The organism is Pseudomonas sp. Marseille-Q5117 (assembly GCF_946901175.1).
Classification (GTDB): Bacteria; Pseudomonadota; Gammaproteobacteria; order Pseudomonadales; family Pseudomonadaceae; genus Aquipseudomonas; species Aquipseudomonas iranensis.
Genome location: NZ_CAMPPP010000008.1, coordinates 166,219 through 182,330, shown reverse-complemented (window position 1 = coordinate 182,330; position 16,112 = coordinate 166,219). Strand labels below are relative to the sequence as shown.

Sequence of the window (16,112 nt, the reverse complement as noted above, 5' to 3'; positions counted from 1 at the left end):
GATCTTCGTCTCTGCGCTCAGGGATTATTCCCGAGTGCATAGCAACGCGGCTGGGGAGCGGCGTCTACTGTCAGAGTTGACAGGTTCCGAGATTTTCCAGACAAGCGGTAACCATCAAGAATCCCGACGCAAATCCGGCGGAATCGGCAAATCATCCTTCAACGGATCCGGCCGCTTGCCCTTCCCCGCCTGGTGTTGGCGGATCTGGTAGACGTAGGCCAGCACCTGCGCCACTGCCAGATACAGCCCGCCAGGAATTTCCTGCTCAAGCTCAGTTGAGTAATAGATCGAGCGCGCCAACGCAGGCGATTCAAGCAGCATGACGTTGTTGGCCACTGCGATTTCGCGGATTTTCAGGGCGATGAAGTCGCTGCCCTTGGCCAGCAGCACCGGTGCGCCGCCCTTTTCCGAGTCGTATTTGAGTGCGACGGCGTAATGGGTCGGGTTGGTGATGACCACGTCGGCTTCGGGAATCGCTGCCATCATGCGCCGCTGGGACATTTCGCGCTGGGTCTGGCGGATGCGTTGCTTGACCTCTGGGCGACCTTCCTGGTCCTTGTGTTCGTCGCGCACTTCCTGCTTGGTCATCAGCAGTTTCTTGTGCGCTTCCCAGAGCTGCACCGGCACGTCGACGGCGGCGATGATGATCAGGCCGCAGGCCAGCCACAGCGTGCTCCAGCCCACCAGCAAAACGCTGTGGATGATCGCCATGTCCAGTGGTTCGTGGGCGATGCGCAGAAGATCATCGACGTCGGCGGACAGCACCAACAGTGCCACACCCAGAGTAATCAAAAACTTCGCCAGGGCCTTGAGCAGTTCGACCACAGCCTTGAACGAGAACATCCGTTTGAGGCCGGCGGCCGGGTTCATCCGGCTGAATTTGGGCGCCAGCGACTTTGCGGCGAACAGCCAGCCACCGAGGGAGATCGGCCCGATGATGGCGGCGAGCAACAGGGTGATCATCACCGGCTGAATCGCCAGCAAGGCGATCAGGCCCGACTCCAGCAAGAACCGGCCCATCGCGCCTTGGTCCATGACCACTTCGCGGGACAGGGTGAAGTTCAGGCGCATCACGTCCATCATTTCTTGCGCGAGCATGCCGCCGAAGATCAGCAGCGCAGAGGCACCGGCCATCATCACGGCCAGAGTGTTGAGCTCTTTGGAGCGGGCAATCTCACCCTTCTCACGGGAGTCCTTTTTGCGTTTCTCCGTGGGGTCTTCTGTCTTGTCCTGACCGCTTTCGCTCTCTGCCATGACTCAGCGCGCCCGTGCCAGTTCGCGTAGCAACTGCAAGGCCTCGCTGGCCAGCGGTTGATACTGGTTGAGAATGTCCGCCAGGCCCACCCAGACGATGAACAGGCCGAGCACCAGGGTCAGCGGAAAACCGATCGAGAAGATGTTCAGTTGCGGCGCGGCGCGGGTCATCACGCCGAACGCGATGTTGACCACCAACAGTGCGGTGACGGCGGGCAATACCAGCAACAGCGCGGCGCCGAGCACCCAGCCGAGTTTGCCGGCCAGTTCCCAGTAATGCGCAACCATCAGACCGCCGCCGACCGGCAGCGTGGTGAAGCTTTCAGTGAGGACTTCGAACACCACCAGGTGGCCGTTCATCGACAGGAACAGCAACGTCACCAGCATGGTGAAGAACTGCCCGATCACCGCCACCGAAACACCGTTGGTAGGGTCGATCATCGAGGCGAAGCCCATACCCATCTGCACCGCGACAATCTGCCCGGCGACGGCGAAAGCCTGGAAGAACAGTTGCAGGGAAAAGCCGAGCACGGCGCCGACCAGAATCTGCTCGCCGATCAGCAGCAGGCCGCTGAGATCCAGCGGGCTGACGGCCGGCATCGGCGGCAGCGCCGGGGTGATGACCACGGTGATCGCCACGGCGAAATACAGGCGCACGCGCCGCGGAATCAGGGTGGTGCCGAACACCGGCATGACCATCAGCATCGACGCCACGCGAAACAGCGGCAACATGAATGACGCCACCCAGGTGCTGATCTGGGTGTCGGTCAGCTGAAGCAGCGACTGCATGGCTTAGCCGATGACCATCGGAATGTTTTTGTACAGCTGGATGATGTATTCCATGAACGTTTGTACGATCCACGGACCGCCGATGATCAGGGTCACCAGCATCACCAGCAGACGCGGCAGGAAGCTCAGAGTCTGTTCGTTGATCTGCGTGGCAGCCTGGAACATCGACACCAGCAGGCCGACCAGAAGGCTCGGTATCACCAGGATGGCGACCATCATGGTGGTCAGCCACAAGGCTTCACGAAAGATATCGACCGCGACTTCCGGCGTCATGGCGAAACACCTCCAAAACTGCTGGCCAGAGTACCGATGATCAGCGCCCAGCCATCGACCAGCACGAACAGCATGATCTTGAACGGCAGCGAGATGATCAGCGGCGAGAGCATCATCATACCCATGGCCATCAGCACGCTCGCGACAACGAGGTCGATGATCAGGAACGGAATGAAGATCATGAAGCCGATCTGGAAGGCGGTTTTAAGCTCGGAGGTCACGAACGCTGGTACCAGAATGGTCAGCGGCGCCTGATCCGGGCTGGCAATGTCGGTGCGCTTGGACAAGCGCATGAACAGCTCCAGATCGCTGGTGCGGGTCTGCGCGAGCATGAAGTCCTTGATCGGCACCTGAGCCTTTTCCACCGCTTGCTGCGCGGTGAGGGTTTCCGCCAGATACGGTTGCAGCGCGTCGTTGTTCACCCGGTCGAACACCGGCGCCATGATGAACAGCGTCAGGAACAGCGCCATGCCGGTGAGGATCTGGTTCGACGGCGTCTGTTGCAGGCCGAGGGCCTGACGCAGGATCGAGAAGACGATGATGATCCGCGTGAAGCTGGTCATCAGGATGACCGCCGCTGGAATAAAGCTCAGCGCGGTCATGATCAGCAGGATCTGCAGACTGACCGAATATTCCTGCGCGCCGTCGGCATTGGTGCCCAGCGTGATCGCCGGGATCGACAACGGATCGGCGGCGAACGCCAGCGGCGCGGCCAGCAACAGGAGCAGCGTCAAGACGATGCGGAGCGCACCCATTACTTCGTATCCTTTTGGTCCTTGCCAAGAATCTTCAGCAGATGCTGAGCAAATTCCGGCGTCGCTTTTTCGCTGGCAGTGGGGACTTCGACCGGCTCTTTGAGCACGTGCAGCGCGGTGATGGTGCCGGGGCTGAGGCCGAGCAGAATCTGCTCATTGCCGACCTGCACCAGCATCAAGCGGTCACGCGGGCCGAGCGCGCGGGAACCGATCAACTCGATCACCTGGCCCTTGCCCGCCGGCCCCGCCTGTTGCACGCGGCGCAGCAGCCAGGCGAGGAAGAAGATCAAGCCCAGCACCAGCAGCAAACCGAACACCAGTTGCGTCAACTGACCGGCCACGCCGCTGTTGACCATCGGCGCGGTGGCGGCAGGGGCAGCGGTGGTTGCGCTCGGCTCGGCAGCCAGCACGCCCAACGGCCATGCCAGCAGCACCCAGAGAAACCTTTTCACTCAGCGCAGCTTCTTGATGCGTTCGCTTGGGCTGATCACGTCAGTCAGGCGGATGCCGAACTTCTCGTTGACCACCACTACTTCGCCGTGCGCGATCAGGGTGCCGTTGACCAGCACGTCGAGCGGCTCACCGGCCAGACGATCAAGCTCGATCACCGAACCCTGGTTGAGTTGCAGCAGGTTGCGGATGTTGATGTCGGTGCTGCCGACTTCCATGGAAATCGACACCGGGATGTCGAGGATCACGTCCAGGTTCGGACCGTCGAGGGTCACCGGATCGTTGTTCTTCGGCACGCTGCCGAACTCTTCCATCGGCAGACGGTTGGAGCTGGAAGTGCCTGCGTCGGCAGCCAGCAGTGCATCGATGTCAGCCTGGCCGGCATCACCGGTTTCTTCCAGGGCCGCAGCCCATTCATCGGCCAGAGCCTGGTCGTCCTGCGCGTTCATATCGTCGTTCATCATGTGTCCTCGGCGGGCCACAATTCGGTTAAATACGGGGGTGAAAAGCGCCGTCTCAGCGACGCTCGATCGGCTCGATCACCTGCAACGCGAGGTTGCCTTTGTGCGAGCCCATCTTGACCTTGAAGGCCGGCACGCCGTTGGCGCGCATGATCATGTCTTCCGGCATCTCGACCGGGATCACATCGCCCGGTTGCATGTGCAGGATGTCGCGCAGCTTCAACTGGCGGCGGGCCACGGTGGCACCGATCGGCACGTCGACATCGAGCACGTCCTGGCGCAGGGCGTTGACCCAGCGCTCGTCCTGATCGTCGAGGTCGGACTGGAAACCGGCGTCGAGCATCTCGCGCACCGGCTCGATCATCGAGTACGGCATGGTCACGTGCAGATCGCCGCCACCGCCATCGAGTTCGATGTGAAAGGTGGAGACCACAATCGCTTCGCTCGGGCCGACGATGTTGGCCATGGCCGGGTTCACTTCCGAGTTGATGTACTCGAAATTGACTTCCATGATCGCCTGCCAGGCTTCCTTCAGATCGACGAACGCCTGCTCCAGCACCATGCGCACCACGCGCAGTTCGGTCGGGGTGAATTCCCGCCCTTCGATCTTGGCGTGACGGCCGTCACCACCGAAGAAGTTGTCCACCAGCTTGAACACCAGTTTGGCGTCGAGGATGAACAGCGCGGTGCCGCGCAGCGGTTTGATCTTGACCAGGTTGAGACTCGTCGGCACGTACAGCGAGTGCACGTATTCGCCGAACTTCATCACCTGCACGCCACCGACAGCCACGTCCGCCGAGCGGCGCAGCATGTTGAACATGCTGATGCGGGTGTAGCGGGCAAAGCGCTCGTTGATCATTTCCAGCGTCGGCATGCGTCCACGGACGATGCGATCCTGGCTGGTCAGGTCGTAGCTTTTGACACTGCCGGGTTCGGCAGCATTATCGGTCTGTACCAGACCATCATCGACGCCATGCAGCAACGCATCGATTTCATCCTGGGACAGCAGATCCTGCACGGCCATGTCGTGTTCCTACTGCAGTACGAAATTAGTGAAAAGCAACTGTTCGATGACCACTTTGCCCAGTTCTTTCTGCGCCACTTCCTGGACGCTGGCGGTGGCCTTCTGGCGCAACATCTCTTGTCCGACCGGTGTCGCCAGGGTGGCGAAATCCTGACCGGAGAAGAGCATCACCAGGTTGTTGCGGATAACCGGCATGTGCACTTTGAGCGCGTCCAGATCGGCCTGATTACGCGCCAGCATGGTGATGCTCACCTGCATGTAGCGCTGACGGCCGTTCTGGTTGTAGTTGGCAACGAAGGCCGGCGCCATCGGCTCGAAAATCGCCGCCTGCTTGCCGACCGGCGCTGCTTCAGCGGCCTCGGCAGGCTTGCTCTGCGCGCCGTGCATGAAGAACCAGGTCGCCCCGACGGATGCACCAATGGCCACCAGCAACGCCAGCACGATCACGATGATCAGCTTGAGTTTGCCTTTGGTTGCGGGGTCTTTTACTGCTGCAGCTTCGCTCTTCGCCATGCCAATAATCCGTCACTAATCGGGGGTTTCACAGTCGCACGGCAAGGCAAGAGCAAGTGTTATGCCAGAAGTGTCGGAGGGTGCGCAGACAACGCCAAAGTCAAAAGCCACCCTCACCCCAGCCCTCTCCCGGAGGGAGAGGGAGCAGACCGGGTCGGGTTTTGGTTATGCGTCGACCCGAAAAACCGAGTCGATTACGGATTCAGTGAAGGCGATGCAGGTCGGTGTAGATCTTCAATATCCCCCAATCAGTCCCCTCTCCCTCTGGGAGAGGGCTAGGGTGAGGGGCTTTTGATCTGAAGCGATCAGGCGTAATAGTCGACCGCACTGCTGCCAATCACGCTGGTAGTCTGCGCCGCCACTTCAGCGACAGTAGCCGGTACCAATTCCTCATCCGCCGAATCCAAGCGGCCACCCGCAGCGCTGGTCCGGCCACCGTGACCCTGCTGCGCCTGCTCCTGGCCTTGCTGCCCCTGCCAGCCACGGTTCTGGTCGGCGACGTTGACGTCGACCTGGCCCATGCCCTGCTGGTTGAACATGTCGCGCAGGCGGTGCATCTGGCTGTCGAGCGCTTCACGCACGCTCGGGTGCGCGCTCATGAAGGTGACCTGGGTCTGCTGATCGGGAACCATGTTCACGCGGATATCCAGACGCCCCAGCTCCGCCGGCTGCAACTGAATGTCGGCGGCCTTCAGGTTGACGCTGGACAGGTACATCACGCGGTTGACCACTTCTTCGGTCCAGCCGCTCTGGTGCATGGCGATCGGCTGATTTACCGGCAGCGCATTGGCGGTTTTCGGCGTAGCGGCCTGGGTGAGTGCCGCCAGACGGTTGGCGAAGTCGTCGACGCGGGTGTCGCTGGTGGCGGATTTCAGGTCCTTCAGACCATCGTCGATCAACCCGCTGAAAGCTTGTTCGCCGCCCTGGCTGGTGCTGTCCTTGTCGGCCTGCACGTCGAGCATGCTGGCCATGCCGGCGGCAAAGTTCTGCGCGGCGGTCAATTCGCTGTCAGCCTGAGCTTGAGCAGGCGTGGCTTTCGGTTGCGCCTGGCTGGCGGCAGAAATATGCCCGCCCTGCTCCATCGCCATGCGCACGGCCGGCAGCGAATCGAGCGGGTCGGCTGTTGGATCAAATTCGCTGTCGGTGGCCGCCGGATCTTTGACCATGCCCGACACGACCGCCAGTGCAGGCGTTTCGGTTTCCGGCTGGGCTGGCGTGGCGACTGTTGGTGCTTGCACCACAGGCGCTGCCACCACCGGCTGAACGACTTGCGCCAAGGCCGGATCAAGCGCCGGGTCTACAGGCGCGGCATCGGCCACAGGGGTTTGTACGGTTTCAGTGGTGTCATCGGCAGTGGCAGTCGCGTCGTCGCTTGTCGCCGCTTTGTCGGCAGGCAACGCTTTGCCGCTATCGGCAACTGCTGGCTCGGGCGCGGCAGACTGATCTTTGCCGATATCCTTTTTGCAGCTGCTGTCAGCGACTTTATCGCGTGCCGGCTTGACTGAATTGTCAGCGCTTGCGGCAGGCTTGGCCGGCGCCTGATCGGCGAACACTTTGGCGAAGCTGGAAGCCTTGTCCCCGGCGTCTGCGGCCATTGCCGACGATTTGGCAGAGGCGGCTTGCGCCTTGGCCTGGGCGGCGGTCTGAAGAAGAATGTTGGGGGTCGCAGGCATGACACGGTCTCCGCTGCACTGGGATCGTAGGTACAGTTGAGCAAGATGACTGCAAGTGCCGGGCCAGTTTGGCCAGACACTTGCGAAAAGCGCCGGGCGGCGGCTTCAGTGGATGTGGGCGTGGTGCTTTTCGCTTTCGTACACCGGGCGTACTTCGGCGAATTCAGAATGGATATCGGCCACCAGTTGAGCGAGCGCTTCCGGACTTTTGTCCTTGGCATTCGACTCAAGGTCTTGGCACAACTCGGCCAGTCGAACCGCGCCCATGTTACTCGCGCTGCCCTTGAAGCTATGGGCTACATCGGAAAGCGCTTTGGCGCTGGTGCTGTCCTGCAACTCGTGCAGGCGGCTTTGCGAATCTGCCAGAAAAGTCTCCAGCAATTCCGTATAGCCGTCCTCCATCACCTCGCGCAAAGTATCGAGGACTTCGCGATCTACATGTGGGTCTGTCACTTGCTCACTCCTTGATCAAGAATGGGCGGATTATGCCTCAATCTCCCAGAAAAACTCCACGCTGGCACTACGACCCTGGTCTGACCAACTGGCGTTGCGCCCCAGTTGCCGGACCAGACCGATGCCGCGTCCCGACAAGCGGACGTTATCCACGGGCCGCTCCATGACCCGCGCCACATCAAAGCCCTTGCCGCTGTCCTCGACGCGGATGACCAGCCGCCCGCCCTCGCCTTGCGGCTGGACCTGCAGATGCACTCGCACGAAACCGTCTTGCAGCGCCTCCAGCCGCGCCGCGCGCATTTCATAGTAGCGGGCGAAACCTGCCGCATCGCGTTTAAGGCTGGAGTCCAGCCCGAGCACGCCATGCTCCAGGCCATTGGAATACAACTCGGCGAGCACGCTGTACAGCGCTCCGCTCTGCGCGCGCAGGCCATGCACCTCAAGCAGCAACTGCAAGAGGAACGGCAGCGGATTGAAGCGCCTGAGCGTGGCGCCGCAAAACTCGAAACTGGCCGACCAGTCCAGCGGGCACGACTGGCCGCTGTCGGAATACACCGGCGCCGCGCCGTGGGCCTGTACCGACTCAAGCAGACTGACCTCGACCATGCTCACATCGTCGCGGGCCTGTCCGCGAAAATCGCGCAGTGCCTGTTCGATATCCTTGAACAACCGATCCGGCTCGCGGTTCCCCGCAAACACCTGCTGCAAGCGCTCGACGCCGAACAATTGGTCATTGGCATCGCAGGTATCGATCACCCCGTCCGATAACAGAAACACCCGATCATCGTCCGCCATCGGATACACATCCGTACGGTCATCGAAGGCTTGCGCGCTGAGAATCCCCAAGGGCAAATGCCGCGCCGGCAACGGCACGCGTTCGCCACTGGCCATGCGGTGCAAGTAACCGTCGGGCATGCCGCCGTTCCACACCTCCACCGAACGGCTCTGGAAACTCAGACTGAGCAACGTAGCGCAGCAGAACATGTCCACCGGCAGGATGCGCTTGAGCTTGGCGTTCATCTCGCGCAGGGTTTCGGCCAGGCCATAGCCCTTGGCGGTCATTCCATAAAACACTTCGGCCAGCGGCATCGCCCCCACCGCTGCCGGCAAGCCATGCCCAGTGAAATCGCCGAGCATGACGTGCATGTCACCGGCCGGCGTGTACGCCGCGAGCAACAGATCACCATTGAACAGCGCGTAAGGCGATTGCAGGTATCGGATGTTCGGCGCGCTCAGGCAACCGGAATGCGCGACCTTGTCGAACACCGCTTTGGCCACGCGTTGTTCGTTCAGTAGATAGTCATGATGTCTGGCGATCAGATCACGCTGCTGCAGGACCGTTGCCTGAAGGCGACGCAAACGATCCATCGCCTTGATTTTGGCGGCGAGTATCACTTGGTTGTACGGCTTCGCCAGAAAATCGTCACCGCCAGCCTCCAGACACCGGGCCAGGGCTTCACTCTCGGTCAGCGAGGTGAGGAAGATGATCGGCACCAGCGCTTCACCCGCCAGCGCCTTGATCTGCCGCGCCGCTTCGAAGCCGTCCATCACCGGCATCAGCGCGTCCATCAACACCAGATCGGGCTGCTGCTCTTTGAACGTTTCGACCGCCTCGGCACCATTGGCCGCCGTCAGCACCTGATGGCCCTGACGGCGGACAATGGTCGACAGCAGCAGCCGGTCGGCGGCGCTGTCTTCGGCGATAAGAATGGTCAGCGGCTCTTGCGCCTGCATGGGCGTCAACTGATGTCGAAGAGTTTGTCGAAGTTGGAAATCGCGAGGATTTTGCGCACGTCGGAGTTGGGGTTGATCACCCGAATGTCCGCATCATCACCGCCCGCGTGATCACGCAGCAGGAGCAGCATCCCGAGCGCGGAACTGTCCAGATAAGTGGTCTCTTTCAGATCCAACTCGTAGGAGTTTGGCTCGGGGTCGACCCGTTCATAGGAACTGCGAAATTCCTGATGTTTGCCGAAATCGAATCGGCCTTTTACCGAGATTTTGAGCTTTTTCCCATCCGGTGAAACTTCTGTAACGACTGACATTGACTGGCTTCCTTGTCATTGACGAACCTGTACAAGGTTTAGCACCAAGTAAAGAGACCGGCAACCTTGAATGCTCCGCTGTATATGCCGTTCCTCCTGAACCTTCTCCGAGTACCGCTTGTCGCTACTGTCAGATATGACAGTAGCGCAGCTGGAGCCCATGTCGCCTAATTAACCGGCAGTAATATTGCTGCGCTCGGATCAATGGAACTGAGTCATGACCTCATCGAAAACAACATTCGAAGCACCGCATCTGAAAAACACGGACTCACCAACTATCGTCAGTCACACCGAGTTCACGGGCGGAAAGGCAGCTTTGATGGCGAGCTATCTTGCAAAAGAAGGAGACCAAGTGACATTTGTCATCCAGGTCGATTCGAATGTGAGGTACGAAAAGCTTGTAACAGTCTCGCCCGGCGGAGCTACGGCAGGAGAAGTCGGTACAAAACTAAACCCTGTTGACGATTGGCAGCTAGTGGCCAAAACAGTGACCACTTACTTCACTGTTAGCCGCAAGGGCCTACCCGTGGGTCAATCTCAACCATTTGAGTTCACGGTAGCAAATGCTTGATTAGTGACTTTCTGGCGTTATTGCCGCGGTATCAATGAGAATCACGCCGCGGCAAACGCTGCGACAGTTCATCCAGCAGCTTCTGCTCGCGCTTGTCTTCAAGGCGTTGCGCCTCGTCGCGATAGCGCTGCACCAGTTTGCGCAAACCCTCGACGCGGGCAAACGCCTGCTGCCACTCCTCACGCGCCTTGTCGAGTTTGTTCTGATGCCAGACCAGGCTCTGCCGTTGCTGGTCGACGGCGGTGTCGAGTTGCGCCAGAAAGCCCTGAAAGCCCAGCAGCCATTGCCCGGTCACGCCGGTGCTGCCGCGCACGATCCATTGCTGCGAGTAATCCAGACGAAAGGCATTGAGGTCGGCCAGTTTGCTTTCGGCAACTTTGACCTGGCCCTGAAAGTAGGCGAGGCGCTGCACGGCGGCTTTCTCGGCCTTTTCGGCCATGTCCACCACCGGTGCCAGGCGCGCGGCGCGGCTGACGGCCATGGCCGGTTACCCGCCCGCCGCAGGGGCGAACAGGGTTTCCAGATAGGCCTGGCTCTCACCCAGATTGATTTTGTCGTTGAGGCCTTGGCGCTGATACCTGACCAATTGTGGTTGCAGGGAAATCGCCAGATCGGTCTCGCGATCGCCACCGGCCACGTAGGCACCGACGCTGATCAGATCGCGGCTCTGCTGATAGCGCGACCACAACTGCTTGAAGTACTGCGCGCGCTGCATGTGATCCGGCGAAACCACCGCCGGCATCACCCGGCTGATCGAGGCTTCGATGTCGATCGCCGGATAGTGACCTTCCTCGGCCAGGCGTCGTGACAGCACGATATGGCCGTCGAGCACACCCCGCGCCGAGTCGGCAATCGGGTCCTGCTGGTCGTCGCCTTCGGACAGCACGGTGTAGAACGCCGTGATCGAGCCACCGCCCTTCTCCGCGTTACCGGCGCGCTCCACCAGTTTCGGCAGTTTGGCGAACACCGAGGGCGGATAGCCCTTGGTTGCTGGCGGTTCGCCGATGGCCAGAGCGATTTCCCGCTGGGCCTGGGCGAAACGGGTCAGCGAGTCCATCAGCAGCAGAACGTTCTTGCCCTTGTCGCGGAAATACTCGGCGATGCGCGTGCAATACATCGCCGCGCGCATACGCATCAGCGGTGCATCGTCCGCTGGCGAGGCAACCACCACCGAACGCTTGAGGCCTTCTTCACCGAGGATGTGCTCGATGAATTCCTTAACTTCGCGACCACGCTCACCGATCAGGCCGACGACGATGATGTCGGCCTCGGTGAAGCGGGTCATCATGCCCAACAGCACCGATTTACCGACACCGGTACCGGCGAACAGACCCAGACGCTGACCACGGCCGACCGTCAGCAAACCGTTGATGCAACGGATGCCGACGTCCAGCGGTACGCTGATCGGATCACGGTTGAGCGGGTTGATTGTCGGGCCATCCATCGGTACCCAGTCTTCGGCCTTCATGCCGCCCTTGCCGTCCAGCGCGCGACCGGCGCCGTCGAGGACACGGCCGAGCATGCTCATGCCCATCGGCAAACGACCGGTATCGGCCAGGGGCACCACGCGGGCGCCCGGGGCGATGCCGGCGACGCTGCCGACCGGCATCAGAAAGACTTTGCTGCCGGAAAAACCCATGACTTCCGCTTCCACCTGAGACGGGTGGTAGCTGTCGTCATTGATCACCATGCAACGGGTGCCCATGGCGGCGCGCAAGCCTTCGGCTTCGAGGGTCAGGCCGACCATGCGCAGCAGCCGACCTTCAAGGATCGGCGCGCCGGCAATCTCGGTGGCCTCGGCGTAGGTGCTCAGGCGCTTGGCGAAGCTGGTGCGTTCAAGGCGCATCGCTGGCGTCCGCGCGCGGCTCGTCAGAGTCGACAGCCGCTGGGGTGACTTCGGGAATGTCCAGACTCAAGTCAGGCGCTGCCGGATGCAAGGCCTGCTCGTGCAACTGATCGAACAGCTTGGCCATGACCTGGGTCACCCGCGATTCGACACTGGCGTCGATGCGGCTGTGTTCGGTTTCAACCCGGCAGCCGCCCGGCAACAGCGACTCGTCTTCAACGATGCGCCAGGTTTCTTCGTGGCGTTCGCGCAGGGCTTTGACCTGGGCGAAATCCTGCGGATTGACGTACAGGCGCACGTTTTCCACGCCCAGCGGCAATAGCTTGAGGGCATCGCGCATGACGTGTTCGATCTGCGTTGAATCGATGGCCAGTTCGCGCTTGATCACCTGCTTGGTGATGTGTTGCACGAGGTCAACCAGCGACTTTTCAATCTGGGTGTCTTGCTCGGCGATCGGTTCGAACAGGTTGGCCATCAACAGCTCAAGGCTGGCGATTTTCGCCGCCAGCGCTGTTTCAGCTTCCTGACGCACCTTCAGCGTGGTGCTGTGAAAACCTTCCTTTTCGCCGATGGCGAAGCCCTCGTTGTAAGCCTCCTGACGGATGCTTTCGAGTTCTTCCAGAGTCAGTGGCTGGACTTCTTCCAGCGGTACTTCTTCCATTTCCGGCGGCTCGGGTTCCGGCTCCGGCTCGGGTTCCGGTTTCGGCGGGTCGAAGCTGGGCAGCGCCCAGGATTCGAAACCACGAACATCGCGGGCGCGGATCAGATCCGTCACAGACTCGTCAGGCTTATCCATGGGCTTAGATCATTTCCTCGCCGCCCTTGCCACCGAGCACGATCTCGCCGGCTTCGGCCATACGACGGGCAATGGTGAGGATTTCCTTCTGCGCGGTTTCGACGTCGCTGACGCGCACCGGACCTTTGGCCTCGAGGTCGTCGCGCAACAGTTCGGCGGCACGCTTGGACATGTTCTTGAAGATCTTTTCCTTGACGCCTTCGTCCGAACCCTTGAGGGCCAGCACCAGCACATCGGAAGACACTTCGCGCAACAGCGCCTGGATGCCACGGTCGTCGACGTCGGCGAGGTTGTTGAAGACGAACATGAGGTCTTCGATCTGACCGGACAGGTCTTCGTCGACTTCGCGGATCGAGTCCATGAGCTGGCCTTCGATCGAGCTGTCGAGGAAGTTCATGATGTCGGCCGCACGCTTGATGCCACCCAGGGTGGTGCGCGAGGCGTTCGAGTTGCCGGAGAACTGTTTCTCGAGAATCTGGTTGAGTTCTTTCAAGGCGGCCGGTTGCACGGTGTTCAACGACGAGACGCGCAGGATGATGTCCAGACGCACTTTATGGTCGAAGTTGCCGAGCACTTCACCGGCCTGATCCGGGTCGAGGTACGCGACCACGATCGCCTGGATCTGCGGGTGTTCGTAACGGATGACGTCAGCGACTGCGCGCGGCTCCATCCATTTCAGGCTGTCGAGGCCGCTGGTGTTGCCACCGAGCAGGATGCGGTCGATCAGGCCGTTGGCCTTGTCTTCGCCCAGGGCCTGGGTGAGCATCTTGCGCACGTAGTCGTCGGAACCGACGCCGAGGCTGGTCTGATCGCCGACGATGTCGACGAATTCGCTCATCACCTGCTCGACCTGCTCGCGATGGACGTTGCCCATCTGCGCCATGGCCACGCCGACGCGCTGAACCTCTTTGGGGCCCATGTGGCGCAGCACTTGCGCAGCATCGGTCGAACCCAGGGACAGCAGCAGAATCGCGGCTTTGTCGACCTTGGTCAGTTTGACGGTGGCGGCTCGGTTATCACTCATCTGCGTTAATCCACTCTTTCACGACCTGAGCCACGCGACCCGGGTCTTCAGCTACCAGACTCTTGATTGCATTCAGTTGCGCGTCATAACCCTCGCTCGGGCTTGGCAACAGAATGCTCTGCGGACCACCGAGGCTCACGCGGTCGTTGGCCAGTTCGCCGTCCAGGCCGCCCATGCCACCGAGTTCCACGTCGCTGCCCAGACCGGCCAGCTCCTTGCCTTTGCCACCGCCGGTGATGTTGTTGAGCACCGGACGCAGCACACCAAACACCAGTACGAGGATGAACAGCACACCCAGTACTTGTTTGACGATGTCCCAGAACCATGGCTGGGAGTAGAACGGAATATCGGCAATCACTTCGCCGCGCTCGGCGGAGAACGGCATGTTGATCACGCTGACGCTGTCACCACGGCTGGCGTCGAAACCGACCGCGTCCTGCACCAGACGGGTAAAGCGCGCCAATTCGTCGGCGCTCCACGGCGCACGGCTGGTTTCACCGTTGGCCGGGTTGATCTTGACCTGATCGTCGACCACCACCGACACCGACAGGCGATTGAGACGGCCCTGCTGCTGCTTGGTGTGGCTGATCGAACGGTCGAGCTCGAAGTTCTTGGTCGATTGTTGACGCTTGTCCGCCGGGTACGGCGCGAGCATTGGCTGGCCAGTGGCCGGGTCCATGATCTGCTGTCCGTTGGCGTCAACCAGTGGCTGACCCGGCTGGATCATCCCGGCCGGTGCGGCGGTGCCACCGGTGGTCTGCGGCGCCGAGGCAGGCGCCGGCGGCTGGTTGCTCAGGGCACCCGGCACACCTTGCGGGCCATTGCTGGCGGTGCGTTGTTCGTTGACCGACTGCTCGCTGCGCAACGCCGGTTGGTCCGGGTTGAACTGCTCGGCAGTCGATTCGACGGCACTGAAATCGACGTCGGCGGAGACTTCAGCCTTATAGCGATCGTTGCCCAGTACCGGTTGCAGAATGTTGTGCACGCGCTGGGTGAGCATGCTTTCCATGCGGCGGCTGTAATCGAACTGCTTGCCGGCCATGGTCATTTCCGAGTCCTCCGCCTGATCAGAGAGCAGGTTGCCCTTCTGATCGACGACGGTGATCTGCGATTTGCTCAACTCGGGCACGGAAGTCGCCACCAGGTTGATGATCGCCACCACCTGACCCGGCTCCAGCGAACGCCCGCTGTACAGCTCGACCAGTACCGAAGCGCTTGGCTTGCGCTCGTCACGGACGAACACCGAACTCTTCGGAATCGCCAGGTGCACGCGGGCACCCTTGACGTTGTTCAGGCTGGAGATGGTCCGCGCCAGTTCGCCTTCGAGGCCGCGACGATAACGGGTCGCTTCCATGAACTGGCTGGTGCCCAGACCCTGTTCCTTGTCGAGGATTTCGAAACCGATGTTGCCGTCGCTGGGAGTGACACCAGCAGCAGCGAGTTTCATCCGCGCACGGGACAGGTCGTCGGCCTTGACCAGCAAGGCGCCGGAATTGGGTTCTACGTTGTAAGGGATGTCAGCGGCGGCCAGGGTTTCCATGACCTGCTTGGCGTCCATGCCGGCAAGGCTGCCGTACAGTGGACGGTAATCCGGCTGCTGCGACCACAGCACCACGGCAAAGCCAATCGCCACGCTCGCAGCCAGACCGACCAACAGGCCGACCTGACGCAGCACGGTCATCTGGGAAAGGTTTTCCAGAAAGGACAGGCCGAACAGCGGCGGTTTGCCGTCGATCGGGGTGGCCTTGGCCGGAACGTTATCAGCGACTGCTTCTGCCATGACTTATTTCGCCCTTAAACCGGCATCTGCATGATGTCTTGGTAAGCCTGGACCAGCTTGTTGCGCACCTGGGTCAGAGCCTGGAACGACACGCTGGCTTTTTGCGACGCAATCATGACGTCAGTCAGGTCGACACCGCTCTTGCCGATCTCGAACGCGTTGGCCAGTTGAGTCGACGCCTGCTGGGTATCGCTGACTTTATTGATCGCCTGACCGAGCATGTCGGAAAAGCTGCTGCCCGCGATTTCCTGGACGGCGGCAGTCGATTTACGCGCAGACATGGCATCCACTTTCATGGCCTGCATGTCCATCATCAACCGATTAAATTCAATACCTTGGCTCATGGTCTACTCTCTTGGGCGGCCCGCAATTTTTTGACACTCACTCGGCGGGTACACAGGTATT

The 16,112-nt window shown here is 60.9% G+C and carries 19 protein-coding genes; 1 reads left to right on the top strand and 18 read right to left on the bottom strand.

What is annotated here, in order from left to right; genetic code table 11:
- Positions 1 to 114: 114 nt before the first annotated feature.
- From flhB to OC605_RS15240, 12 genes are all read right to left on the bottom strand, one after another.
- Positions 115 to 1,254 carry a flagellar biosynthesis protein FlhB gene (flhB, locus tag OC605_RS15295; protein WP_076566597.1) on the bottom strand — a complete coding sequence of 380 codons (1,140 nt, stop codon included), beginning with the start codon at positions 1,252 to 1,254 and terminating at the stop codon, positions 115 to 117.
- A gap of 3 nt (positions 1,255 to 1,257) precedes the next feature.
- Positions 1,258 to 2,043 (bottom strand): flagellar biosynthetic protein FliR, encoded by a 786-nt coding sequence (fliR, locus tag OC605_RS15290; protein WP_073472764.1) that lies wholly within the window; start codon positions 2,041 to 2,043, stop codon positions 1,258 to 1,260.
- Between the two features lie 3 nt (positions 2,044 to 2,046).
- Positions 2,047 to 2,316: a flagellar biosynthesis protein FliQ gene (gene fliQ / locus OC605_RS15285; protein ID WP_262137964.1), complete on the bottom strand. Its 270-nt coding sequence runs from the start codon at positions 2,314 to 2,316 to the stop codon at positions 2,047 to 2,049.
- The gene (gene fliP, locus OC605_RS15280) at positions 2,313 to 3,071 is read right to left on the bottom strand and encodes a flagellar type III secretion system pore protein FliP (RefSeq protein WP_071171446.1); all 759 of its coding nucleotides are present in this window, start codon (positions 3,069 to 3,071) and stop codon (positions 2,313 to 2,315) included. The genes fliQ and fliP overlap by 4 nt, the downstream gene beginning before the upstream one ends.
- Positions 3,071 to 3,523 carry a flagellar biosynthetic protein FliO gene (fliO, locus tag OC605_RS15275; RefSeq protein WP_150742468.1) on the bottom strand — a complete coding sequence of 151 codons (453 nt, stop codon included), beginning with the start codon at positions 3,521 to 3,523 and terminating at the stop codon, positions 3,071 to 3,073. The genes fliP and fliO overlap by 1 nt, the downstream gene beginning before the upstream one ends.
- Positions 3,524 to 3,982 carry a flagellar motor switch protein FliN gene (gene fliN / locus OC605_RS15270; protein WP_016771070.1) on the bottom strand — a complete coding sequence of 153 codons (459 nt, stop codon included), beginning with the start codon at positions 3,980 to 3,982 and terminating at the stop codon, positions 3,524 to 3,526.
- A gap of 55 nt (positions 3,983 to 4,037) precedes the next feature.
- Positions 4,038 to 5,006: a flagellar motor switch protein FliM gene (gene fliM / locus OC605_RS15265; protein WP_003222890.1), complete on the bottom strand. Its 969-nt coding sequence runs from the start codon at positions 5,004 to 5,006 to the stop codon at positions 4,038 to 4,040.
- A gap of 9 nt (positions 5,007 to 5,015) precedes the next feature.
- On the bottom strand, positions 5,016 to 5,519 hold the full coding sequence (gene fliL / locus OC605_RS15260; protein ID WP_016771071.1) for a flagellar basal body-associated protein FliL: 504 nt from the start codon (positions 5,517 to 5,519) through the stop codon (positions 5,016 to 5,018).
- Positions 5,520 to 5,824: 305 nt separating this feature from the next.
- Entirely contained in the window at positions 5,825 to 7,192 is a 1,368-nt protein-coding gene (locus tag OC605_RS15255) for a flagellar hook-length control protein FliK (protein ID WP_262137961.1), read from the bottom strand.
- Positions 7,193 to 7,297: 105 nt separating this feature from the next.
- Positions 7,298 to 7,645 carry an Hpt domain-containing protein gene (locus tag OC605_RS15250; RefSeq protein ID WP_016771073.1) on the bottom strand — a complete coding sequence of 116 codons (348 nt, stop codon included), beginning with the start codon at positions 7,643 to 7,645 and terminating at the stop codon, positions 7,298 to 7,300.
- A 30-nt stretch (positions 7,646 to 7,675) separates the two neighbouring features.
- Entirely contained in the window at positions 7,676 to 9,379 is a 1,704-nt protein-coding gene (locus OC605_RS15245; protein ID WP_262137960.1) for a fused response regulator/phosphatase, read from the bottom strand.
- Between the two features lie 5 nt (positions 9,380 to 9,384).
- Entirely contained in the window at positions 9,385 to 9,690 is a 306-nt protein-coding gene (locus tag OC605_RS15240; RefSeq protein WP_262137958.1) for an STAS domain-containing protein, read from the bottom strand.
- 217 nt (positions 9,691 to 9,907) lie between these two features.
- On the opposite strand from OC605_RS15240, the gene OC605_RS15235 reads away from it, so the two are divergent.
- Entirely contained in the window at positions 9,908 to 10,261 is a 354-nt protein-coding gene (locus tag OC605_RS15235) for a hypothetical protein (RefSeq protein ID WP_262137957.1), read from the top strand.
- Positions 10,262 to 10,292: 31 nt separating this feature from the next.
- Here OC605_RS15235 and fliJ read toward each other — a convergent pair whose 3' ends face one another.
- The 6 genes from fliJ to fliE are packed head-to-tail and all read right to left on the bottom strand — an operon-like array spanning position 10,293 to position 16,051.
- Complete coding sequence (gene fliJ, locus OC605_RS15230; protein WP_262137955.1) at positions 10,293 to 10,742, bottom strand: flagellar export protein FliJ; 450 nt, start codon at positions 10,740 to 10,742, stop codon at positions 10,293 to 10,295.
- A 6-nt stretch (positions 10,743 to 10,748) separates the two neighbouring features.
- On the bottom strand, positions 10,749 to 12,107 hold the full coding sequence (fliI, locus tag OC605_RS15225) for a flagellar protein export ATPase FliI (RefSeq protein ID WP_016771077.1): 1,359 nt from the start codon (positions 12,105 to 12,107) through the stop codon (positions 10,749 to 10,751).
- Positions 12,097 to 12,903: a flagellar assembly protein FliH gene (gene fliH, locus OC605_RS15220; RefSeq protein ID WP_262137954.1), complete on the bottom strand. Its 807-nt coding sequence runs from the start codon at positions 12,901 to 12,903 to the stop codon at positions 12,097 to 12,099. Before fliH ends, fliI begins: the two co-directional genes overlap by 11 nt.
- Positions 12,904 to 12,907: 4 nt before the next feature.
- Positions 12,908 to 13,927, bottom strand: coding sequence for a flagellar motor switch protein FliG (gene fliG, locus OC605_RS15215; RefSeq protein ID WP_016771079.1), 1,020 nt, complete (start codon positions 13,925 to 13,927; stop codon positions 12,908 to 12,910).
- Positions 13,920 to 15,707 (bottom strand): flagellar basal-body MS-ring/collar protein FliF, encoded by a 1,788-nt coding sequence (gene fliF / locus OC605_RS15210; protein ID WP_262137952.1) that lies wholly within the window; start codon positions 15,705 to 15,707, stop codon positions 13,920 to 13,922. Before fliF ends, fliG begins: the two co-directional genes overlap by 8 nt.
- A gap of 14 nt (positions 15,708 to 15,721) precedes the next feature.
- Positions 15,722 to 16,051, bottom strand: coding sequence for a flagellar hook-basal body complex protein FliE (fliE, locus tag OC605_RS15205; RefSeq protein ID WP_262137951.1), 330 nt, complete (start codon positions 16,049 to 16,051; stop codon positions 15,722 to 15,724).
- Positions 16,052 to 16,112: the final 61 nt, after the last annotated feature.